Genomic DNA, 24,594 nt, shown 5'->3' with positions numbered 1-24,594 from the left:
AGCTATGGCCCCGTACCAGAAGACGAATGCTCCGCACTCGATCAAAATGGTGGGCCTGGGAAGACTTGAACTTCCGACCTCACGCTTATCAAGCGCGCGCTCTAACCAACTGAGCTACAAGCCCCTAACACGAGAGACATGCCGGCGCGCAACCGACGTGAAGTCGATGCATCGCACAGCGCTCAGCCCCTGGCGCGTGTTCGTCCGCGAAGAAAGAGAAACGAAGACGGCGAAATCCCGCCAATGGAGCTCAACAATCCTGAAACTGTTGGCCCCTGAATGTTTCTAAAACGATCCGATAGTGAGCGTGAGCTCGCTGAAGGATCATCCTTAGAAAGGAGGTGATCCAGCCGCAGGTTCCCCTACGGCTACCTTGTTACGACTTCACCCCAGTCGCTGACCCTACCGTGGCCGGCTGCCCCCTTTCGGTTAGCGCACCGTCTTCAGGTAAAACCAACTCCCATGGTGTGACGGGCGGTGTGTACAAGGCCCGGGAACGTATTCACCGTGGCGTGCTGATCCACGATTACTAGCGATTCCAACTTCATGGGCTCGAGTTGCAGAGCCCAATCCGAACTGAGACGGCTTTTTGAGATTTGCGAAGGGTCGCCCCTTAGCATCCCATTGTCACCGCCATTGTAGCACGTGTGTAGCCCAGCCCGTAAGGGCCATGAGGACTTGACGTCATCCCCACCTTCCTCGCGGCTTATCACCGGCAGTCTCCTTAGAGTGCTCAACTAAATGGTAGCAACTAAGGACGGGGGTTGCGCTCGTTGCGGGACTTAACCCAACATCTCACGACACGAGCTGACGACAGCCATGCAGCACCTGTCTCCGGTCCAGCCGAACTGAAGAACTCCGTCTCTGGAGTCCGCGACCGGGATGTCAAGGGCTGGTAAGGTTCTGCGCGTTGCGTCGAATTAAACCACATGCTCCACCGCTTGTGCGGGCCCCCGTCAATTCCTTTGAGTTTTAATCTTGCGACCGTACTCCCCAGGCGGAATGCTTAAAGCGTTAGCTGCGCCACTAGTGAGTAAACCCACTAACGGCTGGCATTCATCGTTTACGGCGTGGACTACCAGGGTATCTAATCCTGTTTGCTCCCCACGCTTTCGTGCCTCAGCGTCAGTATCGGGCCAGTGAGCCGCCTTCGCCACTGGTGTTCTTGCGAATATCTACGAATTTCACCTCTACACTCGCAGTTCCACTCACCTCTCCCGAACTCAAGATCTTCAGTATCAAAGGCAGTTCTGGAGTTGAGCTCCAGGATTTCACCCCTGACTTAAAGACCCGCCTACGCACCCTTTACGCCCAGTGATTCCGAGCAACGCTAGCCCCCTTCGTATTACCGCGGCTGCTGGCACGAAGTTAGCCGGGGCTTATTCTTGCGGTACCGTCATTATCTTCCCGCACAAAAGAGCTTTACAACCCTAGGGCCTTCATCACTCACGCGGCATGGCTGGATCAGGCTTGCGCCCATTGTCCAATATTCCCCACTGCTGCCTCCCGTAGGAGTTTGGGCCGTGTCTCAGTCCCAATGTGGCTGATCATCCTCTCAGACCAGCTACTGATCGTCGCCTTGGTGAGCCATTACCTCACCAACTAGCTAATCAGACGCGGGCCGATCTTTCGGCGATAAATCTTTCCCCGTAAGGGCTTATCCGGTATTAGCTGAAGTTTCCCTCAGTTGTTCCGAACCAAAAGGTACGTTCCCACGCGTTACTCACCCGTCTGCCGCTGACATATTGCTATGCCCGCTCGACTTGCATGTGTTAAGCCTGCCGCCAGCGTTCGCTCTGAGCCAGGATCAAACTCTCAAGTTGGACTTGAAACCTTGAACCGGCTGATCACAACGTTTGACGAGGTCCCACCATTCTTCGTCGACCGAAGTCAACGAGCCGCCTGCGATTCACATCGTTGGCAGCGATGGTGTAACCTTTAAAACGTGTACCGCCGAAGTCTTTCGTCCACTCTCAGAAGTCAAAAGCCGAAGCTTTCAAGTATTCCGAGAGACGCAAGGACTCCGCCGTCCACGTTTCTCTTTCTTCATCTTCACTTGTCAAACAGCCCGGGATCAGACGACCCCACACCCTTAGAGGGTGGTTCTACCCTTCACCGGCAGACAGCGAACCTCAACCGATTTATGTCGGCTGTTGTGTCACTCATCTAAGTGAGGAGCATCAGAGGCGCGTTCGCTCGCCTTGGTCAGTGACCCGGCGGCGCCGCGCTCAGTGGTTGGTTTATAGTCCCCACCCCTCGGGATTGTCAACGCCCATTGTCAACAAAACGTCGTACGCCCAAATCGCTTGTGCAGTGCGAAGAAAATCTCGTGCTTTCCGTGACTTAGGTCGGAGGTAAAAATTCGTCACCCAACCCGCGTGGTAAAAAACTTGAAAAAAAGTTTGTCGCCGGGGGCCCCGTCAGGCCCTCCGGAACGGGTTCCAACCCGCTCCAGGCGGGCGGCGGCACCCACCTGCTTCAGGAAACTTTTCCACCCTAAATGCCGCACTTGAGCCACAATCCTGCGACGTTCTCGCTATAACGAATGCAATGAACCGCTCGAAACCAGTGGGGGCTCGGGTGGTTTTTCAGGGGGACCAGGCGATTTCTTCGAGAACCCGTCGCCTCTTCCCTACGCGGCCGAGCAATATCGAGAGATCTGCACACCATTGACGTTCGAGAGTGCGGCCTGCGAATGGCCTTCGTCTCCTCGACTTCGATGCGTGTGGCTCGCCACACTGCCGAAATCCCTCTCCGAGGGAGCGAGGCGGAGATGAGGACGAGCAGAGGTCGATCGCAGTTGCTGGAATTTGGGGGGACATCGGGTTGAGCCAACGGGCGTCACGCGGAAGCGGCATTGGGCGCGAGACCGGGATGATCGATCTCGGTCACGAACCGCCGCTTTCAGTCGACGGCACCGAGGCCGCGGTGATCGATCGCCGCCGTGTCTCCGTACAATGGTTTAGCGGCACCATTCTCACCGGACTCTGTGGCGCGGCCCTGATCGGCGGCGCCGTTTTTGCGTCGCTCGATGGCGAGATGACCTTCGCCAAGGTGCCGGAGCGCGTCGAAGGCGCGCTGCGCGGCGCCTTCACCGGCAATGATCGCGTCGTCAGCCTGCACAAGGGTGACCGCCTGCCGCCGCCCAACGAAAACTCCGCTTCCCGCAGCCTGGTGCGCGTCTCGACCGTGACCCGCGTCGGCAACCGCGACGTGATGCGGGTCAGGCCCTTCATCCGGATTTCCGGCAATCTCTCGATGACCACGAGCGATCTGTCGTCCAAGATACCGCCGTTCAACGCGCAGCGTCTGCTGACCGATGTCGGCTCCGACGCGCCGGCGGCGACCGAGGATCCGAATGCGGCGGCCGCCGCCGAGCCCGACGCCGAGGTCTCTTTCGTCACCAAGGATCTCGGAACGGTGCTGCCGAAAGCCAAGCTCGCCGCCGTTGTCGCGCTCGACGACATCCTGATGCGGGTCCGTGACGCCGCCAACTGGCGCGGCTCCGGCAACTCGGTGCGCTATGCTTCGCTCGCCAATGCCGCGGCCGATGCCACCGGCGCCGGCCCCGATATGCGGATGGCCTACGCCACCGAGGGCAACACCTCCGACCCCTATGCAGGCTTCGAGACCCGCGTGGTGCCGGAGAACGTTACCCTGCTGCCGAAGACCAAAGAGCAGGTCACCGGCGGCAATCCGGTCGGTGAGCGGGTTCACCTCGTCAAGAAGGGCGACAGCATCACCTCGATCCTGCGCGATCAGGGCGCAACGCCCGACGAGGCCAAGGCAATCGCCGCAACACTCGGCCCGCGCGGCCGCGACGGCGGCCTGAAGGAAGGCCAGAAGGTGCGGATCCTGATGGCGCCGGCAGCTCCGGGCGCCCGGCTGCAGCCCTATCGGGTGATCGTCGCCAACGATTCCGTGGTCGAAGCCGTCGCCGCCCTGTCCGATCTCGGCAAATACGTCGCGGTCGACGTGCAGAGCATGAACACCACGACCGACACCGCCGACAATTCCAGCGACGATGACGAGGATGATGGCAGCGGCGTGCGGCTCTATCAGAGCATTTACGAGACCGCGCTACGCAACAAGGTGCCGCCGACCGTCATCGAAGACATGGTCAAGATCTACTCCTATGACGTCGATTTCCAGCGCAAGGTGCAGCCCGGCGACTCGTTCGACGTGTTCTTTGCCGGCGAGGACGAAGGCGTCACCAGCACCGAAAAGACCGAAGTGCTCTACGCCGCGCTGACCGTGGGCGGCGAAACCAAGAAATACTACCGATTCCAGAGCTCGGATGACGGCCTCGTCGACTACTACGACGAGACCGGCAAGAGCGCGAAGAAGTTCCTGGTGCGCAAGCCGGTCAACAACGCGATCATGCGTTCGGGCTTCGGCGGCCGCCGCCACCCGATCCTCGGCTATGTGAAGATGCACACCGGCGTCGACTGGGCCACCGCCTACGGCACGCCGATCTTCGCGTCCGGCAACGGCGTGCTGGAGAAGGTCGGATACGAGGGCGGCTACGGCAAATATATCCGCATGAAGCACGCCAACGGCTATGAGACGGCCTACGGCCACATGTCGGCCTTCGCCAAGGGCATGGAGATCGGCAAGAAGGTGCGGCAGGGCCAGGTGATCGGCTTCGTCGGCTCGACCGGCCAGTCCACCGGCCCGCACGTCCACTACGAAATCTTGGTCAACGGCCGATTCGTCGATCCGATGCGCGTGAAACTGCCGCGCGGCCGCTCGCTGGAAGGCCCGATGCTGGCGAACTTCGAGAAGGAGCGCGACCGGATCGAAGCCCAGATGTCGAGCCGCGGCAGCTCGCGCATCGTGTCGGACGCCACGAGCTCGACCTCACAGACGCGCTCCATCACCAACCGCTGATTGGCCACACGGGCGGTCTGACGACGCCGCTGCGCTTCTTTTTGGGAGCTGATTGCCGCGTCGAAACGCGCGCCGCCGGACATTGGCGGCGGCGATTTCCGCCAAAATCCCCTGAAATCCACCAAATTTCGCGGAACAAGACGGGAACCCGAATGGCGGTCATCCAGTTGATTCGGAAGGTGAAACCTCCAATGGAGGGAGTCATGGAGAACTGGACAAACGCAAAACTGTGTGACGTCGCAAACCTGATCCTCGGCGCGATTCTTTTCCTGTCGCCGTGGCTGTTCAAGTTCGACGGCGGAACGGTTTCCGCCAACGCCCACATCGTCGGCATTGCGATGGCGGTCCTTGCGATCGCCGCGCTCGCAGCCTTCGCGGTCTGGGAGGAGTGGCTGAACCTCATCGTCGGGCTTTGGGCGCTGGTCTCACCGTGGGTCCTTGGTTTCCAGGGAGCCACCACCGCGATGACCGTGCACGTGGTCATCGGCATCGCAGTCGCCGCCCTTGCGGCGATCGAGCTCTGGATGATGTCGCAGCATCCGCCACGGCTCACCACACATAGCTGAGGCATCGAACTGATCGATTCCTTACCCGCTGGCTGGGATGGCCGGCGGGTGAGGGCATTTGCCCAATGAGGATATGCAACCATGACCCAACTCACCCGCGACGACGTGCTGAAGGCCGTCAGCCACGCCGACGACGTCACGATTGCGCGAATCATCGCATCCGGGGCAACGATCGCCGAGCTTGCCGAGGCGCAGGCCTGGCTCGCCAATGACGAGCCGCTGATGAATGCTGGCAGGCCGCTGGCCACGGGCCGTACCCGCGAGCTGGTCGACATCCTCACAGAACTCGAGCCTGCCGAGGACGACGAGCCCTCTCCGCCCATCGCCCCGCAGGAATGACAGCACGACAGACGATCTACGGCGCGAAGCTTGCGCAGATCAGGAAAACGATCCCGATCGCGGTCAATCCGAATGCGACGGCCGCGAGCGGCAGCAGCATGTCGATCGTCGCATGGGTGCTGTTGATCGTGCTGCCCCAGACCGCGAATTCGCCCCTCCGCCACTCGCCGAACGGAATCGGCCGCGGATGCCGATCGTGCCGGTAGTCGTATCTCCGCCAGATCTGCGAGAGCAGCCACGGCAGCAGCACCGCGATAAACAGCAATACGCTGACGAACATCAGCGACAACTCGACCTCGCTCTGGCGGTCGAACAAGATCCACGCCGACAGCACGAACCATCCGACCAGGCCTGCGGCCGTGCCGTAAACGCGGGGATGCAGATCGTCATGGACGGGCCGGTTATGGGCAATGAGTTCTCTGCTCATGCAATTCGCCTTCTGCTGAGGGCGACCGGCGGCGTGGCTTTGCAGGATGATGCAAGGTGTCGCGCGAATCAGCGATGCGATTCGCGCCAAATACGTGCCTTTACAGGCTGCGCGGGACGTTGCCACGCCAGCCGATCATTCATGAGGAAAACGAACGCCGCCGACGGGCGGTTTCATTAATTCGGGCCGAGAATCGGGCCGTCCATTAGGAACTGCGACTCCGGCGCGGCGGTTGATCGCTTGATATCGGTCCCCGGGAGAGGACCGGAACTCGATCAACGCCAGATCAGCGACGTCGCCATCGGAGGATGGACGGGTTCGGTGCGTCTCTCCCGCAGGCCGTGCCAGTTACGCGGCGTTGCCAGGACAACAACATGAGACTCGATTCAGCCACGCGATCTCTGCTGATGGCAGAGTTCGTCTCCGCGTTTGGCCTTGCCATGCGGTATTTCTTCCAGCCAAAGCCGACCCTGAACTATCCGTTCGAGAAGGGCCCGCTCTCGCCGCGCTTTCGGGGCGAGCACGCGCTGCGTCGCTATCCGAACGGTGAGGAGCGCTGCATCGCCTGCAAGTTATGTGAGGCGATCTGCCCGGCCCAGGCGATCACGATCGAGGCCGGCCCGCGCCGCAATGACGGCACCCGACGCGCGGTGCGTTACGACATCGACATGGTGAAATGCATCTATTGCGGCCTCTGTCAGGAATCCTGTCCGGTCGATGCGATCGTCGAGGGTCCGAATTTCGAGTTCTCAACCGAAACGCGTGAGGAACTCTACTACGACAAGGCAAAGCTGCTCGCCAATGGCGACCGCTGGGAGCGCACGATCGCCGCGAACCTGGCGCTGGATGCGGCCTATCGCTAGGCCGCATCCAAATGGCAAACGTCAGTTCAGCTTGCGCTTCGAGACCGGGGCATCGAACTGCACGATCTCGGCGGTTTTGGACACCTGACCGTTGAAGGTCAGCACGTTGACCTTCTCAGAAATCACCACGCGATCACCGTCCTTGACATCGCCGGCGAGGATCATCTCGGCCAGCGGATCCTGCACGCTGCGCTGGATCACCCGCTTCAACGGACGGGCGCCGTACGCCGGATCCCACCCCTTCTCCGCGAGCCAGTCCCGCGCCTTCGGATCGAGCGTGAGCCCGATCTTGCGATCCTCGAGCAGCTTCGTCAGCCGCGCGAACTGAATCTCGACGATGCGGCCCATCTCGTTCCGCTGCAGCCGGTGGAACAGGATGATCTCGTCGATGCGGTTCAGGAATTCCGGCCTGAAATGCGCCCGCACGACGCCCATCACCTGATCCCGAACCGCCGCGGTGTCCTCGCCTTCCGGCTGATTCACCAGGAATTCCGAACCGAGGTTCGAGGTCATGATGATCAGCGTGTTGCGGAAATCGACGGTGCGGCCCTGACCATCGGTCAGGCGGCCATCGTCGAGCACCTGCAACAACACGTTGAAGACGTCGGGATGCGCCTTCTCGATCTCGTCGAACAGCACGACCTGGTAGGGCCGGCGCCGCACGGCTTCGGTCAGTGCACCGCCCTCGTCGTAGCCGACATAGCCGGGAGGCGCGCCGATCAGCCGCGAGACCGAGTGCTTCTCCATGAACTCGGACATGTCGAGGCGGACCATCGCGGTCTCGTCGTTGAACAGGTCAGCGGCGAGCGCCTTGGTCAGCTCGGTCTTGCCGACGCCGGTCGGCCCTAAGAACATGAACGAGCCGGTCGGCCGGTTCGGATCCTGCAAGCCCGCGCGGGCACGGCGCACGGCGGTAGCCACCGCACGCACGGCTTCGGCCTGGCCGACGACGCGCTTGGCGAGACTGTCCTCCATTTTCAGGAGCTTGTCCTTTTCGCCCTCGAGCATCTTGTCGACCGGCACGCCGGTCCAGCGCGAGACGACTTGCGCGATGTGGTTGGCGGTGACCGCCTCCTCCATCATCTCGCCGCCGTTCGGCTTGCTGCTCTCTTGCGCCTCGATGTCGGCGAGCTTCCTTTCCAGCTCGGGGATCCGGCCATAGGCCAGCTCGCCCGCCTTCTGGAATTCGCCGCGACGCTGCGCATTGGCCAGCTCGACACGAAGCGCATCGAGTTCGCTTTTCAGCTTCTGGGCGTTGGAGAGCTTGTTCTTCTCCGCGCTCCAGCGTGCCGTCAGCGCGGTCGACCGCTCCTCGAGCCCGGCGAGCTCCTTCTCCAGCGTCTGCAGGCGGCTCTTGGAGCCGGCATCGTTCTCCTTCTTCAGCGCCTCCTGCTCGATCTTCAGCCGGATGATGTCGCGATCCAGCGAATCGAGCTCCTCGGGCTTGGAATCGACCTGCATCTTCAGCCGCGCCGCCGCCTCGTCCATCAGGTCGATGGCCTTGTCCGGCAGGAAGCGGTCGGTGATGTAGCGGTTCGACAGCGTGGTCGCGGCCACCAACGCGGAGTCGGTGATGCGCACGCCGTGGTGCTGCTCGTACTTGTCCTTCAGGCCGCGCAGGATCGAGATGGTGTCCTCGACCGTCGGCTCGCTGACATAGATCGGCTGGAACCGGCGGGCCAGCGCCGCATCCTTCTCGACATGCTTGCGGTACTCGTCGAGCGTGGTCGCACCGATACAGTGCAGCTCACCGCGCGCCAGCGCAGGCTTCAACAGGTTGGACGCGTCCATCGCGCCGTCGGTCTTGCCGGCGCCGATCAGCGTGTGCATCTCGTCGATGAACAGGATGATGCCGCCCTCGGCGGTCGAGACCTCCTGCAGGACGGATTTCAGCCGCTCCTCGAACTCGCCGCGATATTTCGCGCCGGCGATCAGGGCGCCCATGTCGAGCGACAGCAGCTTCTTGTCCTTCAGGCTTTCCGGCACGTCGCCATTGACGATGCGCAGCGCCAGGCCCTCGACGATCGCGGTCTTGCCGACGCCGGGCTCGCCGATCAGGACGGGATTGTTCTTGGTCCGCCGCGACAGCACCTGGATGGTGCGGCGGATTTCCTCGTCGCGGCCGATCACCGGGTCGAGCTTGCCGTCGCGCGCAGCCTGGGTCAGGTCGCGGGCATATTTCTTCAGCGCGTCATAGGCATTTTCAGCCGTCGCGGAATCCGCTGTGCGGCCCTTGCGCAGCGCTTCAATTGCCGCGTTCAGGTTCTGCGCCGTGACGCCGCCCCTGCTCAGGATGGAGGCTGCCTCGCTGCCCTTCTCGAGCGTGAGCCCGAGCAGCAGCCGCTCGACAGTGACAAAGCTGTCGCCGGCCTTGTCGGCGGCCTTTTCCGCCGCGTCGAAGGCGCGCGCCAGCTCCGGCGACAGGTAAACCTGCCCGGCACCATTGCCCGAAACCTTCGGCAGCTTGTTCAGCGCCTCTTCGGTCGATTTCAGGATCGCTCTGGAATTGCCGCCGGCACGGTCGATCAGACCGCCGGCGAGCCCCTCATTGTCGTCCAGCAGCACCTTCAACAGATGGAGCGGTGAGAACTGCTGGTGACCGTCGCGCATTGCGAGCGATTGGGCAGACTGGATGAATCCGCGCGCGCGCTCGGTGTACTTCTCAATGTTCATTCGTTTTCCCTCGGCCTGCCATCGTCACCCGGGGCGCGATCAGCAAAAGTGGGTACCGGTTTTGCGTCCGATCGCGCCCAAACTTTAAGTTTGCGCGTGCTCTTGTCGCGAAACCGCACACACTTTCGCGGACCACGCGCGAAGGCATGACAACGGCATCTTCATTGGGTTTCCGCGGGCCGCGTTGACGTTCCTCAACCAGCCTCTGGTCGTCGCCATCATTTTTCAGGCTTGCCGCAGATGTGGGCACTTGGTTCCGAAACGGAAGAGCCACAGTCTGCGATTTCGCCCGGTGGAGCTCAGCGCCGCACGATGGCGACAAGGTAGCGGCAGGGCTGAGCATTTTCGTTGCGGAAGACGATGTCCGACGGCGGGCCGAGCTCGACGCGGTCGCCCGCAGCGAGCTCGTGGCGCTCCGCCCCTTCCATCAAGGTGAGGCGGCCGCTGATCACCCAGACCACCTGACGGATCAGGTGATAGGCGCTGGCGGGGAAGCCGGCTTCCTGGTTGGCAGGCAGCTCGACCTCCACCAGCTCCAGTGGATTGGCCGGATGCAGGAACACCTGCCGTCGCAGATAGGCCGCCTTCGGATCGCGCCAGACCGGCTGATCCTTGGCCCGCTGCAGACGGGAACTATGCGAGGCAACCTCGAACAGCGCGGCCATGGTCAGGCCATAGGCCGTGGCGATCCGCGACAGCGTCGCCGCCGTCGGGCTCGCCTCCGCCCGCTCGATCTTGCTCAGCATGGCCTTGGACACGCCTGCCCGCCCGGCGAGTTCCGCCAGCGACCAGCCGCGGCCCTCCCGTTCGGCGCGAACCCGCCGCCCGAGAGCCTCATCGGCCTTGTCTTCTATAATTGACATACCGTCTTATATAGTAGACGATGGGGTCCATTCAAGGGACTTGTCGAGGAAGACCGATGATTATCCGCCCCGCCACCGAGCAGGACATCCCCGCGATCACCGCGATCTTCAATGAGGCGGTCGCCAACTCGAACGCGATCTGGACGGAGAAGCAGGATTCCGAGGCCGAACGGCTGACCTGGATGCAGGCCCGGCTGGCGCTGGGCTATCCGGTGCTGGTCGCGGCCGAAGGGCCTGTGGTGCTCGGGTACGGCACGTTCGGCGATTTCCGGGCGTTCCCCGGTTACCGCTACAGCGTCGAGCACAGCGTCTATATCCATGCCGACCATCGCGGCCGCGGCCTTGGCCGCGTCATCGTCGACGAGCTCATCGCCGCCGCCACCGCGCTCGGCAAGCACGTCATGATCGCCGGCATCGACGGCGGCAATCCCGCCTCGCTCCGGCTGCATGCGCAGGCCGGCTTCGTCGAGGTCGCCAGGATGCCGGAGGTCGGCCGCAAGTTCGGCCGCTGGCTCGAGCTCGTATTCATGCAGCGGGTGCTGGACGCGCCTGGCGCAGCGCGGCCCGACTAGCTGCCGTGGTGCTGGCGGCGGTTCTCCTCGCCCGTCAAACAGGCTAGAGCGGGCGGATGGACAACGCGCACACTCCCTCCGCCCGGATCACCGGCATCTACCGCTATCCCGTCAAGGGCCTGACGCCCGAGCCCCTGCCCCACGCCGAGCTCAAGGTGTGCGAGACGCTGCGCTCGGATCGCCGCTACGCGATCGAGAACGGTCCGAGCGGTTTCGATCCGGCGGCGCCGAAATGGCTGGCGAAGCCGCATTTCCTGATGCTGCAACGGGACGAGTGGCTGGCGCCGCTCCGCGCCCATTTCGACGACGACAGCCATGTGCTGACGCTGCGCCGGGACGGCGCGATGGTCGCCCAGGGCGATCTCGAGACCGAAGCCGGGCGCGCAGCGATCGAGCGCTATTTCGCCGATCGTCACGCCGGCCAGATCAAGGGGCCGCCCAAGGTGCTGGTCAGCCCCGGCCACAGCTTCTCCGACGTGCCGCGCAAGGTGGTCTCGATCATCAACCTGGCGAGCCTGCGGGCGATCGAGGAGATGGTGCACGCGCCGGTGCATCCGCTGCGCTTCCGCGCCAACCTCTATGTCGAAGGCTGGCCGGCCTGGCATGAAGCCAGCCTGCTCGACCAGACCATTGCGATCGGCAGTGCACGGGCCAAGGTTGTGAAGCGGATCACACGCTGCGCGGCGGTCAATGTCGATCCCGATACCGGCGCACGCGACCTCTCGGTCCCGAACACGCTGATGCAGCGCTTCGGCAACAATGAATGCGGCATCTACGCCGAGATCATCAGCGATGGCGGGGCGGCGGTCGGCGACACGATTGCCGCGGAGCCGCAGTAGATCACGTCGGGTTCCGTATTCCTTGAATACGGCATAGACGCGCATCGCATTGCAATGTTCGGTTGCGTGAAATAGACTTCGCTCGACATTTTGAACTGCAGCAAATTTGTCGAAATTGATTGCACGGGGTTGCCATGAGCATGATCATGGTTTCGTACCGGCGGGTCGATCAGGATACAGCGGGCCGCATCGCGGACCATCTGATCGAGAAGTACGGCGAGAAATCCGTATTCTTCGACGTCAACAGCATTCGCACCGGCGCCAACTTCGTCGATCGGATCGCCAAGGCCATCACCGCCTGCGACGTCGTCATCGCCGTGATCGGTCCGCATTGGATCGGCAAGACCGAAGATGGGAAACCCACGCGTCTGGAGGATCCCGCCGATTCCGTGCGTTTCGAGATCGAGACGGCGCTGAAGCACAACAAGACGCTGCTGCCGCTGCTGGTGAACGGCGCAACCATGCCGGAGGCAGCCGAGCTGCCGGAATCGCTTCGCTTCCTGCACTTCTGCAACGCTGCCCGAGTCGACTCGGGGCAGGATTTTCGCATGCACATGACCCGCCTGATCGACACGATCAACGAGGTCCTGAATGAAGCCGGGCGATCGCCGCTGCGTGAAATTTCACCGATCAAGCGCTACTGGAAGTACGGCGCGGGCATCGCCGCCGCAGCGTTGGCGCTCGCCTTCTGGACCGTCGGGCCCGCGTTCGAACATACCGCGGTCAAATCGGGCGCATCGGACGATCAGACCACGGTCGGGCGCACGACGCCGCCCGCCGTTCCGGCCTCCGTCACGCAGCGCGCCAAGGCGCATGACGGTTTTCTCTTTCCTGATTCCGATCGGCGATTTCTGAGTGAAGCCGATCTCAAGGACATGTCGGCGGTCGAACTGCGCGTCGCGCGAAACGAGATTTTCGCGCGGCATGGCCGGTTCTTCAAGGATCAGGTGCTCGCAAACTACTTCTCGCAATTCGCCTGGTATCAACCCGCTGCGGTCGAAGTCCCCCTGAGCAATCTCGAGGCCACCAACGTCGACACGATCGAGGCGAAGGAGCACGAGAAGTGAAGCTGGCCGGCAGCGCCGGTTGGCCTCGCCGCGCGTGACCACCTCTCCCGCATTTCCCGGGGGAGAGGTGGCAGTCCCGCCTCAGTTCGTCGGCATCACATAGGCGTAGATCCGGCCGCGCGAGACCGGCACCTCGCGAACACGGTGGCTGCTGTTGCCCGAGATCAAGATCGGATTGCCCTTGGCATCGACGCCGGTGATGATCCCGACATGACCGCCGCCGCGGCGGCCCATCACGGCGATGGCGCCGACCTGCGGCCCGGAAACGCGCGTGCCGTATTTGGCGAACGAACTTGCCATGTCGGAGCCGGTGCCGCGATGACCGGTCTGCTGCAGGACCATGTTCATGAAGCGCGCGCACCACAGGCTGGAACGGCCGGTCGGGTTGCCGCCGAGATAGCGGCGCGCCGTGGCGACGATGCCGGACGAGCCAAAGCCGCCAGCCATGCTGACGCCACCGGTATTGGGCACGGCCTCAGCGTTGCCCGGCAACTCGGCCGCATTGGTTTCGACGATACCGTCCGGCTGCGCGAGAGCGCGGCGCTCGGCGCGCGACAGCCGCGCCGCGTGGCGATAGTGATGACGGACATAGTGCCGCGCGTGATGGCCGGTGTGGGCCGAATGCGTGTGACGCTGATGGTGCGGACGGGCGGATGCCGGAGCGGCGGAGATCACGGCGAGCGTGAGCGAACACAGGGCCAGCGCCAAAACACGAAGCGACCGGCGATACGCAAGCAACTGAACCATACTTCACGAGATCCTCTGAAACGCCCCAACTCCCCGTCGCGTTCCCTGAGGGAATGCGGCCGGCGTTTTGAAAATCGGGATGTGGCGAGAGGAAGATTTCATGTGACGCCGGGACAACGATTTCTGGGTCATTCCGCGCTGATTCGATGACAAGAAAGGAACCAGAACTGCCGCATTGCGGCCGCGAAAATTAACTGCAAATCTGGGGCCGGCCAACGAGAGGAGAATTTCAATGCCCTACGCCACCACGAAAGATAATGTCCGCCTGCACTTTGAAGAGGCCGGCAGCGGCACCCCGATCATCTTCCTGCACGAGTTCGCGGCTGATCACACCAACTGGGAACCGCAGCTGCGCTACTTCGCGCGCGGCCATCGCTGCATCGCCTATTCCGCGCGCGGCTACACGCCGTCGGACGTGCCAGCGAATGCCGACGTCTACACCTACAAGCACTTCTACACCGACGCGCTCGCGGTGCTCGACCATCTCGGTATCGCGAAAGCGCATTTCGTCGGGCTCTCGATGGGCTCCTATTCGTCGCTGCAGGTCGCGCTCAACGCGCCGGAGCGCGCGCTGTCGATGACGCTCGCCGCGGTCGGCTCCGGCTCGAGCCTCGAGAATCTCGATGCCTTCCGCGCGCAGTGCCGCGCCAATGCCGAGCAGTACGAGGCGATCGGCTCGGTCGAGGTCGCCAAAGTGACGCGCGAAGCGCCGAGCCGGATTCCGTTCCTGGTCAAGGATCCGCGCGGCCATGCCGACTTCTACGCCGCGCTTGCTCGCCATGACGCCAAAGGCTCGGCCAACACGATGCGCAGCTTCCAGGGCGGCCGGCCCTCGATCTACACCATGACCGACGCCATCAAACGCGCGGCGACGCCGGCGCTGATCCTGTGCGGCGACGAGGACGACAATTGCATCGCGCCCAGCATGTTCCTGAAGCAGCATCTGCCGGCCGCCGGCCTCGCCTTCTTTCCGAAGTCGGGCCACGTGCTCAACCTCGAGGAGCCGGCGCTGTTCAACGAGATGGTGGAGCGCTTCATCGCGCTGGTCGAAGCCGGCCGCTGGCCGGTGCGCGATCCGAGGTCACTGGTGGCAGCGCCGGTTTGACTTGTCATTCCGGGGCTCGCCAACGGGTCCGCGCGAAGCGCGGCCCGATGACAGGCTCCGCGAGAGCCCGGAATCCATTGGGCCGCAGAGTTCGTGGATGAATGGATTCCGGGCTCGATGCTACGCATCGCCCCGGAATGACGAGGGTAAGTTATCGCCCCGGCGTCACTTCCCCGCGCCGCGGCTGAGCAGGAACACGCCTTGCTCGCCGAACATGTTCCACACCCACCAGGGCAGATTGAGCGGTACCGGGCGGCCGTAGAGATCGAGCGCGACCGCGCGCTCCATCTTGACGTTGATCTGCTCGCAGAGCTCGACGAAGTCCTTGATGGTGCAGAAATGGATGTTCGAGGTGTCGTACCAGCTCGCGGGCAGATTCTCGGTGCGCGGCATGTGGCCGCCGATCAGGAGCTGCAGCCGCATTTTCCAGAACCCGAAATTCGGGAACGAGACGATGGCGCGCTGGCCGATCCGCAGCAGGTTCTCCAGCACCACCTTGGGCTGCCGCGTCGCCTGCAAGGTCTGCGACAGGATCACATAGTCGAAGGCGTCGTCGGGATAGTTGACGAGGTCGGTGTCGGCATCGCCCTGCACCACCGCGAGGCCCTTGGCGACGCAGCCGTTGACGCCCTCGCGCGACAGCTCGATGCCGCGGCCGTCGATGCCGCGGCTCTCCAGGAGCTGCAGCAATTCGCCGTCGCCACAGCCGACGTCGAGCACGCGCGAGCCCGGCTGCACCATCTCGGCGACCAAAAGATGATCCCTGCGATAGCCGCCGGTCCGCTCCGGCGCGACGCCCGGCAAGGGCAGTGTCTGCTGCATGCTCATGACTGGCCGTCATCCTTCAGTCCGCGCGCCTTGCCTGCCGCCTGCAGGAAGGCGCGGGAGATTTCGAGGAATTCGGGTACATCGAGCAGGAAGGCGTCGTGACCTCTGTCGGTCTCGATCTCGGCGAACGACACCCGCGCGCTCGACGCATTCAGCGCGTGCACCAACGCGCGCGATTCCGAGGTCGGAAACAGCCAGTCACTGGTGAACGACACCACGCAGAACCGCGTCTTGATGCCGGTGAACGCCTTCGCCAGCACGCCGTTGTGATCCGCGGCGATGTCGAAATAGTCCATCGCGCGGGTCAGATAGAGATAGGAGTTGGCGTCAAAGCGCTCGACAAAGGACGAGCCCTGGTAGCGCAGATAGCTCTCGACCTGGAAATCCGCATCGAACGAGAAGGTCGGCAGCTCGCGGTCCTGCATCCGCCGGCCGAACTTGCGATGCAGCGCGGCATCGGAGAGATAGGTGATGTGCGCGGCCATCCGCGCCACCGCCAATCCACGATGCGGATGGGTGTCCTCGTCGACATAGCGGCCGCCGCGCCAATCCGGATCGGCCATCACGGCCTGGCGGCCGAGCTCGTGGAACGCGATGTTCTGCGCCGAGTGGCGCGTCGAGCAGGCGATCGCGAGCGTCGAGAACACGCGCTCGGGATAGGCCGCGGTCCATTGCAGCACCTGCATGCCGCCCATCGAGCCGCCGACCACGCAGAACAGCGTCGTGATGCCGAGCCGGTCGATCAGCATCGCCTGCGCGCGCACCATGTCGGGGATCGTGATGATCGGGAAATCGAGCCCCCACACCTTGCCGGTCGCGGGGTTCAGCGACGCAGGGCCGGTCGAGCCCATGCAGCCGCCGATCACGTTGGAGCAGATGATGAAGTATTTGTCGGGATCGATCGGCTTGCCGGCGCCGACCATGGTGTCCCACCAGCCCGGCTTGCCGGTGACGGGATGGATGTTGTTGACGTGCTGATCGCCGGTCAGCGCGTGGCAGATCAGGATCGCGTTGGACTTGTCGGCATTGAGCTCGCCATAGGTCTGATAGGCGATCTGGAACGGCGCGAGATCGACACCGCAATCCAGCTTGAGCGGCTGGTCCATGCCGAACTTCGCCAGCAATGACGACGGATGATCGGCCTCATGGGCGCGATCATCGCTCTGGGTTTGCGGGCTCGGTATCGGACGCACGTTGCTCATCTAGGCGACCCTGCCTCCGCGCGGGAGGGCTCGAACAGAAAATCAGGCCATAAAAAACCCGGCCTGAACAAGGTTCGGCCGGGAGCTGATCTGTCCCCGGCCTGTTTAGCGAGTTGTTTAACGTGGCTGCAAGCCGGCCGGCTCAAATGACCACGGAGTGCAGCGAACCTAGTCCTCGGGCCCCCCGTCGTCAAGGCGGCCGCCGAACGTCCCCTTGCCGGGCGCCCATGGTTAACCGAATGCGCAGGGCACGCCTGCGACGTTTCTCTTTGCTTTCGCTGCCCGTCTTTCCTAATCAGGGACCCTGTCCGGCACGGCATCGGGCCGCCCGGACGACAAGGTTTGAGAGCATGTCCAACCCACCCCCGTCGCCGCCTTCGCTGCAGGAGCTGCGCAAGGAGATCGATGCGATCGACGAGCAGGTGCACCGCCTGCTGATGGCGCGCGGCGACATCATCGACCGCTTGATCCAGGTCAAGAAGACCCAGGAGGTCGGCTCGGCGTTCCGCCCGGCGCGCGAGGCCAGCATGATGCGCGAGCTGGTGCAGCGCCATCGCGGCATTCTCCCGCTCGACACCATCGAGGGCATCTGGCGCGTCATCATCTCGACCTTCACCTACGTGCAGGCGCCATTCGCCGTGCATGCCGACGTTTCCGTCGGCGAGTCGGCAATGCGCGACTCGGCGCGGTTTCACTTCGGCTTCGTGGTGCCCTACGTGTCGCATTTCAGCGCCCAGGCCGCAGTCGAGGCGGTGGCTAAATCGAGGGGCGACCTCGCGCTGGTCTCGGCAATCGCGAGCCGCACGCCGTGGTGGAATGCGCTCGAGGCCGATGGCGCACCGAAGATCATCGCGCGGCTGCCGTTCCTCGAACGCGCCGACCATCCCGCCGCGCTGCCGGTGTTCCTGATCTCGCGGGTCGCCGACGATGCCATGGTGACCGAGGTGCAGACCTGGAGCGTGCGCGTCTCCGGCTGGAACGCCGATGTCGCCCGCGCGCTGGCGCCGCTCGCCGAGATCGTCGCGGTCCCCGACACCGCCTTCGACGGCGCGGCGCTGCTGGTCTCGGTCGCCGGACACGATTTCGAGAAGATCAAGCTCGCCTTGATCAAGGCCGGCGCCTCGGTGCGCTCTTCGGCCCTCGTCGGCAGCCACGCAACGCGCTATACGGTGCCCTCTAACGGATCGGCCAGGAGCTAAGCGAAGCACCGGCCCATCCGGCCATCGGAGTTGATAATGTCCCGCCCCGTGCCGAACCCCGGCATCCTCGATATTGCGCCCTACACGCCCGGCAAGAGCCCGGTGCCGGAACCGGGCCGCAAGGTGTTCAAGCTGTCCGCCAACGAGACGCCGTTCGGGCCGTCGCCGAAGGCGATCGCGGCCTACAAGGCCGCCGCTGACCATCTCGAGGACTATCCGGAGGGCACCTCGCGCGTGCTGCGCGAGGCGATCGGCCGCGCCTATGGGCTCGATCCCGACCGCATCATCTGCGGCGCCGGCTCCGACGAGATCCTCAATCTCCTGGCGCACACCTATCTCGCGCCCGGCGACGAGGCGATCTCGACCACCCATGGCTTCCTGGTCTATCCGATCGCCACCATGGCGAACGGCGCCAGGAACGTGATCGCGGCCGAGACCAACTTCACCGCCGACGTCGATGCCATCCTCAAGGTGGTGACGCCGCGCACAAAACTGGTCTGGCTCGCCAATCCGAACAATCCGACCGGCACCTATATCCCGTTCGACGAGGTCAAGCGGCTGCGCGCCGCGCTGCCCTCGCATGTGCTGCTGGTGCTCGACGCGGCTTACGCCGACTATGTCTCGCGCAACGACTACGAGCTCGGCATCGAGCTGGTCGCGACCACCGACAACACGGTGGTGACGCACACCTTCTCCAAGATCCACGGCCTTGCCGCGCTGCGCGTCGGCTGGATGTTCGGCCCGGCGCATATCGTCGATGCCTGCAACCGGATCCGCGGCCCGTTCAACGTCACGACCCCTGCGATGCTGGCGGCGGTGGCGGCGATCGAGGACTCCGCGCATGTGCAGATGTCGCGGACCCACACCGAACAGTGGCGCAACTGGCTGACCGAGGAGATCGGCAAGCTCGGGCTGAAGGTGACGCCGAGCGTCGCCAACTTCGTGCTGATCCACTTCCCGGCCGACAAGGGCAAGACCGCGGCGGAAGCCGACGCCTATCTGACGCGGCGCGGCCTCGTGCTGCGGGCGCTCAACAATTACAAGCTGCCGCATGCGCTGCGCATGACCATTGGCACCGAGGAAGCCAACCGCCTCGTGGTCGAGGGACTGCGCGACTTCCTGGCCGGAAAGTGACATCGTGACCACGGCTCCGCTCTTCAACCGCATCGCACTGATCGGCTTCGGCCTGATCGGCGGCTCGATCGCGCGCGGCGCGCGCGCGCAGGGCCTCGTCGGCGAGATCGTGACCACCGCACGCTCGGAGAAGTCCCGGGCGCGCGTTGCCGAGCTCGGCATCGTCGATCGCGTCGTCGAGACCAATGCCGAAGCGGTCAAGGATGCCGATCTCGTCATCCTCTGCATTCCCGTCGGCGCCTGCGGCCCGGTTGCGGCCGAGATCGCCGCTCATCTCAAGCCCGGCGCCGTCATCTCCGACGTCGGCTCGGTGAAGGGCGCCGTCGTCAAGGACATGGCGCCGCATCTGCCTGATGGCGTGCATTTCGTTCCCGCGCATCCCGTCGCCGGCACCGAGAACTCCGGTCCGGACTCCGGCTTCGCCGAGCTGTTCATCAACCGCTGGTGCATCCTGACGCCGCCCGAAGGCACCGATCCCGCGGCGACCGACCGGCTGCGCGCCTTCTGGGCCGCGCTCGGCGCCAAGGTCGAGATCATGACGCCGGATCATCATGACCTCGTGCTCGCGATCACCAGCCATCTGCCGCATCTGATCGCCTACACCATCGTCGGCACCGCCGACGAGCTGGCGCAGGTGACGGAATCCGAGGTGATCAAGTTCTCCGCCGGCGGCTTCCGCGACTTCACCCGCATCGCGGCCTCCGACCCGACGATGTGGCGCGACGTGTTCCTCGCCAACAAGGACGCCGTGCTGGAAATGCTCGGCACCTTCACCGAGGACCTGTCGAAGCTGACCCGCGCGATCCGCCGCGGCGACGGCGAAGCGCTGTTCGACCACTTCACCCGCACCCGCGCCATCCGCCGCGGCATCGTCGAGATCGGCCAGGACTCCGCCGCGCCCGACTTCGGCCGCCCGCACGCGAATTTGAAGAAGTAGGACCAGGCACGCGGCTTTCCCCTCGTCGTCCTGGCGAAAGCCAGGACCCATAACCACCGCATTTGCTTGTGAACGGGATCGTGGCCCCAGCGTCGCACAACAACTGAGATTTGGGGTAATGGGTCCTGGCTTTCGCCAGGACGACGACGCGGATGGTTCTCGTTTCAAGATGTCGGACACGCGGTGTCATCACCCCGCGAAAGCGGGTGATCCAGTATTCCAGAGACAGTCGTTATTGAACCGATGGGCCGCAGCGTACTGGATCGCCCGGTCGAGCCGGGCGATGACACCGGAATGAGTATACAGCTCCTCCCGCGCGTCGTCCCTGCGAAAGCAGGGACCCATACTCCGCGGCCGATGTGATGGAACGGACTCGTCGTACCAGCATCGTTCAACGATAACCATTCGTGGTTATGGGTCCCTGCTTTCGCAGGGACGACGGTGAGGATAGTTCTCCCGGACTGACAAGAAGAGATGCCTACACCGGCGGCAAGCCGAGCGATTGCGCCGCTTCCATCCAGACCGGCAATTCGCGCTGATAGAGCGCGTTGCTGTCCCTGAAGCCGATCGCGGGCTCCAGCACGAAGGTCGCGAGCACCTCCTTCACCTTGGGATCATTGTTGGCGGCGACGCAGAGTTCGGACAGCCGGTCGACGATCGGCTGCGGCGTCGCCTTCGGCAGCGCCCAACCCGAGAAGCCGCTCACGGTGAAGAATTTCGATGTCGCGCCCTGTTCAGGCAGGGTCGCAATCCCGGGGATCGCATCGACCTCCTTGGAGTGCACCGCGAATACGACGCCGCGATTGCTCTGCAGGACGGTTTGCGCCGCGGTGTAGCTGCCCATCGCGACATCGAGGGTGCCCTCCGCAAGCCCGGTCCACATCGGCGCTTCGCCGCGATAGTGGATCGGCTCGATATTGAGGCCGTACTGCTTGTTGAGCTCGTTGATCGTCATGTGCGGGGCGGAGCCCGCGCTGTAGGTGCCGAAGTTCACCTTGCCGCTGCTCCGCGCGTGGGCGACGAATTCCGCCAGCGTCTTGACGCCGAGCTTCGGGCTCGCGACCAGCAGCAGCCCGGCGCCGGGAATGACGCTGACCAGCGTCAGATCCTTGTCCATGTCGTAGCCGGGGTTCTTCATCATCGCCCGGTTCATCACATAGGTGGTCGAGATCGAGCACAGGATGGTGTGCCCGTCAGGCGCCGCGCGCGCGACTTCCGCGGCGCCGATCGAGCCGGAGGCGCCGGCCTTGTTCTCGATGACGACGGTTTGTCCGACTTGTCGTGCGATGAATTCGCCGAAGGCGCGCGCCAGGAGGTCGGTCTGCCCGCCGGCCGGATAGCTGCAGATCATGCGGATCTGCCGCGATGGCCACCCGCCTTGCGCCGAGCCGCCGCGCGACAGCAAGGGCATCGCCGCAGCCGCAGCTCCGGCAGTGATGACGTGACGGCGGCTGATGTTCGCTGGCATTGAGGTTCCTCCCCGATTTTTCGGTGAGGGTATCGTATCGGCTGGTCGCAGCTACGGGACAGATTGGCGCAGCGGGGCAGCGACGGTGCTCACCGTCGCAACCGTTGATCTCTGATCGGCCCTGCCGATATCGGCGCAACCTTCTGCGGCGGCCGCAGACGGCCGACGAGGCCGGCGGTTGCCAGCAGGACGACGCCGCCGAACCACCACGAGCCGATCACGAACTCCCAGGCCCGCGGCGGAATCTCGTCGAACACGATGCCATAGACCGACACCAGCGCAGCCAGCGCGGCGAGGAAGATGCCGCCCGCGCTCATGAGCTCGACGGCATCGATGCGCTCAGTAGCGCGCATGGCGGGCCTTGGAATATCGATGCCGAGATAGAATCCCACGGCCCCGACCACGATCGCCGCCACGATGAAGGTAAGGGTGCCGAACATCGCGACCTGCCCCTTCGCGAGCTGGGCGGCAACGAAGGTGCCGCCCATGGCACCGGCCATCGCCAGCCCAGTCCGCTGCAGCACATGCGCAGCGCAGCTGACCATCATCAACTCGCGGGCGATCACGGCCCGCTGTTTCGGCCTGGTCACGATCCTCATGTGCGGTCTCCTTTGCCGGCCCTGCGTTCGCTCCCTCCGCTCCTACGGAGAGAACGGGTAGTAGCGGATCTGCGACATGATGATGTGGTCGTCGGTCTTCGGCGCGCCGCCGACACCTGCGAAGGCGAAGCGCTGGTTGTAGGAGTACTGGATGCCGGCCTTGATCGCCCCGTAGTCGCCCTTGAAGATCGTGTCGTAGAAGCCGGCGGTGTATTGCCTGACCTCCGAGGTGTTGCCGTTGCAGGTCGCGGCCGGCGAGTTCTCGATGTTGCAGCCGAGATTGTTGTAGAGCGGATTGCCGTAGCCGAATGGCACCGTGCCGACATTGGAGAACGTCGCCTTGGTCTTCTCGAGGCCGGCATAGGCGTAGAGATCGAGCGATGGCGTCGTGTGCCAGACCGTGCCGAGCAGGAAGGCCGTGATCGGCAGCGGCTGGATCGTGCCGTCCTGGTGCACCGTGGCGTCCGGGAACGGCGCCGCGGTGAAGCGGCCGAGCGCGCCGTGCGACGCGGAGCCTTGCAGCTCGAGCAGCTTCGGCACGATCTCCGCCGAGAAATGCCCGCCGAAGCTCACCGTGCTGACGTCGTGATTGGCGAAGTTGAAGCGATCGTAGAAGTCGCGATACATCGCCCAGCCCTCGACATGCAGCTTGTAGGGCCCGAGCCGCGGATCCCACGCCCCCTTCACGGTGAAATCAGGCACGTGGTTGAGGCTGACATTGTTGGCGTTGTTGAAGAAGCTGCCGCCCGGCCCGGTGAGATTGACCAGCAGGTTCGGATTGAGCACGCCCTGCGGCCCGACCGCGGGCGTGCCGACCAACGGCGCGTTGCCGCCGAAGAACGAGGTCTGCGGATTTTCCGCCGAGACCGCGAGCTTGAATTCGGGCCCGATATCCTGCCAGACGCGGATGCCGGGCTGCCGCGCCGCAAGGAAGCCGGGCACCGATTCGAAATCGATCACGCCGGGCGCATCGACGCCACGCGGGTCGATGCCCGCCTTGCTCGGCGCGTTCAGCGACCAGCTCTGACCGGCGAGGACGTGCAGCCCGAGATCGGTGCGATCGATTTCGACGCTGGCCTGCCGCAGCCGCGGATTGAACGAGTTGGTGGCAACCGAATTCGCGGTCTGCGCGGCGCCTTCGAGGTCCAGTTCGCCATAGCCGGCGACGCGGGTGTTGGCAAACACTTCGGCTTCCGCAAGCACCGAGAAGCGGGTCTGCCGCGCCGAGAAGCGCGACTCGCCGGTATTGAAGTTCTTGCTCTGCGGGAACGGAATGAAGGCGTAGACCGAACCGGTGTCGGAGGCGAGATTGCGGGTGCGATAGATGCCGGTGAGATCGACCCAGCCGCCGAAGGTGAAGGTGACGCCCTTGTAGCAGAGCTTGCCCGATGCGCAGGGATCGAACGGCACCGGCGCCTTGGCCGCCATCTTCGTGTTTTGCATTGCGCTCTGCCTTGCGGCCAGCGCCTCCTCCTTGCGCGCCTGCACCTCCATCTTCTCTTCGAGCTGCTTGAGCCGTGCCTTCAACGCCTTCAGCTCCGACGCATCGTCATCCGCCAACGCTGGACCTGCCGACAACAGCATGCTGCCGAGCAGAATTCCCCCGAGAATTCGCATCGCTTCCTCCACACGAGGTTGTTTCCTCAGGCGAGAGAGAGCGGTACTCGGGGAATGATATTCGCGGCGGCCCGCAAGATTGCGGTCACGTTTTTCTCATCGCAGCCGCGGGAATAGATTGCCGTGATGGACGATATCGCGCGCGAGGGAGTAATGAGTCCGCTCGGTGCGGAGGGCGGGATTGGCGCAGCGCAATGCGCCTCTCAACATCGCGCGACGTGTAACAACACCTGTCGCGAATTCGAATTGTCGTTGGACGCTTGTTCTCAAGCCCGCCATGGACATTCGACGGACAAAAGGACGGAACATGATCGGTGAAATCATTGTCGTGGGGGACCTGAAGCTACGCGAGCACGCCCCGCTCGACGAATACAACCGGCTCGGCGAGCGCATGTACGAGATCGTCAGCCGCCTTCCGGGATTCCTGTCGGTCAAATCATTCAAGGCAGAGGATGGCGAGGAGCTCACCCTGTTTCGCTTCGCCTCAGAGGAAGCGCTCGAAGCCTGGCGCACTCATCCAGAGCATGTCGAAACCATGAAGCGCGGACATGCCGAATTCTACGCCAGCGGCTTCCTGCAAATCTGCAAGGTGATCCGCGAGGTCGGCCCGTTCGAGCATTCCTGAGCGCCTGCCGGTGCGTAGGGCGGATTAGCCGAAG

21 protein-coding genes, 2 tRNA genes, 1 rRNA gene and 1 riboswitch (1 of these 25 running past the window's edge) are annotated in these 24,594 nt (G+C 63.8%); of the genes, 12 read left to right on the top strand and 12 right to left on the bottom strand.

Translation table 11 applies throughout. The features are described from left to right. From QDT69_RS26520 to QDT69_RS26510, 3 genes are all read right to left on the bottom strand, one after another. A tRNA-Ala gene (locus tag QDT69_RS26520) sits at positions 1–12 on the bottom strand; it reaches 64 nt to the left of the window's first position. Positions 13–47: 35 nt separating this feature from the next. Beyond that, positions 48–124, bottom strand: a tRNA-Ile gene (locus tag QDT69_RS26515). 210 nt (positions 125–334) lie between these two features. Continuing rightward, positions 335–1,823 (bottom strand): 16S ribosomal RNA (locus QDT69_RS26510). Positions 1,824–2,826: 1,003 nt separating this feature from the next. On the opposite strand from QDT69_RS26510, the gene QDT69_RS26505 reads away from it, so the two are divergent. The 3 genes from QDT69_RS26505 (at position 2,827) to QDT69_RS26495 (ending at position 5,795) form a co-directional block, all read left to right on the top strand. After that, positions 2,827–4,890 carry a M23 family metallopeptidase gene (locus tag QDT69_RS26505; protein WP_279709436.1) on the top strand — a complete coding sequence of 688 codons (2,064 nt, stop codon included), beginning with the start codon at positions 2,827–2,829 and terminating at the stop codon, positions 4,888–4,890. Between the two features lie 203 nt (positions 4,891–5,093). Then, the gene (locus QDT69_RS26500; protein ID WP_279709533.1) at positions 5,094–5,456 is read left to right on the top strand and encodes an SPW repeat protein; all 363 of its coding nucleotides are present in this window, start codon (positions 5,094–5,096) and stop codon (positions 5,454–5,456) included. Positions 5,457–5,537: 81 nt separating this feature from the next. Continuing rightward, on the top strand, positions 5,538–5,795 hold the full coding sequence (locus QDT69_RS26495; protein ID WP_279709435.1) for a hypothetical protein: 258 nt from the start codon (positions 5,538–5,540) through the stop codon (positions 5,793–5,795). A gap of 16 nt (positions 5,796–5,811) precedes the next feature. Here QDT69_RS26495 and QDT69_RS26490 read toward each other — a convergent pair whose 3' ends face one another. Beyond that, positions 5,812–6,222, bottom strand: coding sequence for a hypothetical protein (locus tag QDT69_RS26490; RefSeq protein WP_279709434.1), 411 nt, complete (start codon positions 6,220–6,222; stop codon positions 5,812–5,814). 374 nt (positions 6,223–6,596) lie between these two features. Here QDT69_RS26490 and nuoI point away from each other — a divergent pair, with 374 nt between their 5' ends. Beyond that, complete coding sequence (nuoI, locus tag QDT69_RS26485; RefSeq protein ID WP_279709433.1) at positions 6,597–7,085, top strand: NADH-quinone oxidoreductase subunit NuoI; 489 nt, start codon at positions 6,597–6,599, stop codon at positions 7,083–7,085. A gap of 21 nt (positions 7,086–7,106) precedes the next feature. On the opposite strand, the gene clpB is transcribed toward nuoI, so the two are convergent. Together clpB and QDT69_RS26475 are read right to left on the bottom strand one after the other, a co-directional pair. Continuing rightward, entirely contained in the window at positions 7,107–9,758 is a 2,652-nt protein-coding gene (gene clpB, locus QDT69_RS26480; protein WP_279709432.1) for an ATP-dependent chaperone ClpB, read from the bottom strand. A gap of 299 nt (positions 9,759–10,057) precedes the next feature. Beyond that, positions 10,058–10,621, bottom strand: coding sequence for an XRE family transcriptional regulator (locus QDT69_RS26475; protein ID WP_279709431.1), 564 nt, complete (start codon positions 10,619–10,621; stop codon positions 10,058–10,060). A gap of 56 nt (positions 10,622–10,677) precedes the next feature. Here QDT69_RS26475 and QDT69_RS26470 point away from each other — a divergent pair, with 56 nt between their 5' ends. The 3 genes from QDT69_RS26470 (at position 10,678) to QDT69_RS26460 (ending at position 13,099) form a co-directional block, all read left to right on the top strand. After that, positions 10,678–11,193: a GNAT family N-acetyltransferase gene (locus QDT69_RS26470; RefSeq protein ID WP_279709430.1), complete on the top strand. Its 516-nt coding sequence runs from the start codon at positions 10,678–10,680 to the stop codon at positions 11,191–11,193. A 56-nt stretch (positions 11,194–11,249) separates the two neighbouring features. Beyond that, positions 11,250–12,032 carry an MOSC domain-containing protein gene (locus tag QDT69_RS26465; protein WP_279709429.1) on the top strand — a complete coding sequence of 261 codons (783 nt, stop codon included), beginning with the start codon at positions 11,250–11,252 and terminating at the stop codon, positions 12,030–12,032. Positions 12,033–12,166: 134 nt separating this feature from the next. Continuing rightward, on the top strand, positions 12,167–13,099 hold the full coding sequence (locus tag QDT69_RS26460; RefSeq protein WP_279709428.1) for a YARHG domain-containing protein: 933 nt from the start codon (positions 12,167–12,169) through the stop codon (positions 13,097–13,099). Between the two features lie 81 nt (positions 13,100–13,180). Here QDT69_RS26460 and QDT69_RS26455 read toward each other — a convergent pair whose 3' ends face one another. Further along, positions 13,181–13,846 (bottom strand): TIGR02594 family protein, encoded by a 666-nt coding sequence (locus tag QDT69_RS26455; RefSeq protein ID WP_279709427.1) that lies wholly within the window; start codon positions 13,844–13,846, stop codon positions 13,181–13,183. Between the two features lie 232 nt (positions 13,847–14,078). Here QDT69_RS26455 and QDT69_RS26450 point away from each other — a divergent pair, with 232 nt between their 5' ends. Further along, entirely contained in the window at positions 14,079–14,951 is an 873-nt protein-coding gene (locus tag QDT69_RS26450; RefSeq protein WP_279709426.1) for an alpha/beta hydrolase, read from the top strand. A gap of 165 nt (positions 14,952–15,116) precedes the next feature. On the opposite strand, the gene metW is transcribed toward QDT69_RS26450, so the two are convergent. Together metW and QDT69_RS26440 are read right to left on the bottom strand one after the other, a co-directional pair. After that, positions 15,117–15,779 carry a methionine biosynthesis protein MetW gene (metW, locus tag QDT69_RS26445; protein ID WP_279709425.1) on the bottom strand — a complete coding sequence of 221 codons (663 nt, stop codon included), beginning with the start codon at positions 15,777–15,779 and terminating at the stop codon, positions 15,117–15,119. Next, entirely contained in the window at positions 15,776–16,981 is a 1,206-nt protein-coding gene (locus tag QDT69_RS26440) for a homoserine O-acetyltransferase (protein ID WP_279709424.1), read from the bottom strand. The genes metW and QDT69_RS26440 overlap by 4 nt, the downstream gene beginning before the upstream one ends. A gap of 84 nt (positions 16,982–17,065) precedes the next feature. Further along, a riboswitch (SAM riboswitch) is annotated at positions 17,066–17,145 on the bottom strand. 186 nt (positions 17,146–17,331) lie between these two features. On the opposite strand from QDT69_RS26440, the gene QDT69_RS26435 reads away from it, so the two are divergent. From QDT69_RS26435 to QDT69_RS26425, 3 genes are read left to right on the top strand one after another with little or no spacing between them, the layout of a single operon-like run. Then, positions 17,332–18,180, top strand: a complete 849-nt coding sequence (locus QDT69_RS26435; protein ID WP_050425610.1) for a chorismate mutase — start codon at positions 17,332–17,334, stop codon at positions 18,178–18,180. A 36-nt stretch (positions 18,181–18,216) separates the two neighbouring features. Next, complete coding sequence (gene hisC, locus QDT69_RS26430; protein ID WP_279709423.1) at positions 18,217–19,314, top strand: histidinol-phosphate transaminase; 1,098 nt, start codon at positions 18,217–18,219, stop codon at positions 19,312–19,314. A 4-nt stretch (positions 19,315–19,318) separates the two neighbouring features. Beyond that, positions 19,319–20,251 (top strand): prephenate/arogenate dehydrogenase family protein, encoded by a 933-nt coding sequence (locus QDT69_RS26425; RefSeq protein WP_279709422.1) that lies wholly within the window; start codon positions 19,319–19,321, stop codon positions 20,249–20,251. A 478-nt stretch (positions 20,252–20,729) separates the two neighbouring features. On the opposite strand, the gene QDT69_RS26420 is transcribed toward QDT69_RS26425, so the two are convergent. From QDT69_RS26420 to QDT69_RS26410, 3 genes are all read right to left on the bottom strand, one after another. Next, a complete protein-coding gene (locus QDT69_RS26420; RefSeq protein ID WP_279709421.1) occupies positions 20,730–21,719 on the bottom strand; it encodes a tripartite tricarboxylate transporter substrate binding protein in 990 nt (329 codons plus the stop codon). 89 nt (positions 21,720–21,808) lie between these two features. Continuing rightward, complete coding sequence (locus QDT69_RS26415; protein ID WP_279709420.1) at positions 21,809–22,318, bottom strand: hypothetical protein; 510 nt, start codon at positions 22,316–22,318, stop codon at positions 21,809–21,811. Positions 22,319–22,360: 42 nt separating this feature from the next. After that, positions 22,361–23,935 (bottom strand): hypothetical protein, encoded by a 1,575-nt coding sequence (locus QDT69_RS26410; protein ID WP_279709419.1) that lies wholly within the window; start codon positions 23,933–23,935, stop codon positions 22,361–22,363. Between the two features lie 181 nt (positions 23,936–24,116). Between QDT69_RS26410 and QDT69_RS26405 the strand changes: the two genes are divergently transcribed. Beyond that, entirely contained in the window at positions 24,117–24,560 is a 444-nt protein-coding gene (locus tag QDT69_RS26405; protein ID WP_279709418.1) for an antibiotic biosynthesis monooxygenase, read from the top strand. The last annotated feature ends 34 nt before the right edge of the window (positions 24,561–24,594 follow it).

Origin of the sequence: Bradyrhizobium sp. CER78 (assembly GCF_029846235.1) — a bacterium.
Classification (GTDB): domain Bacteria; phylum Pseudomonadota; class Alphaproteobacteria; order Rhizobiales; family Xanthobacteraceae; genus Bradyrhizobium.
The sequence above is the reverse complement of the archived record's forward strand: the minus strand, read 5'-3'. Positions and strand labels throughout refer to the sequence as shown.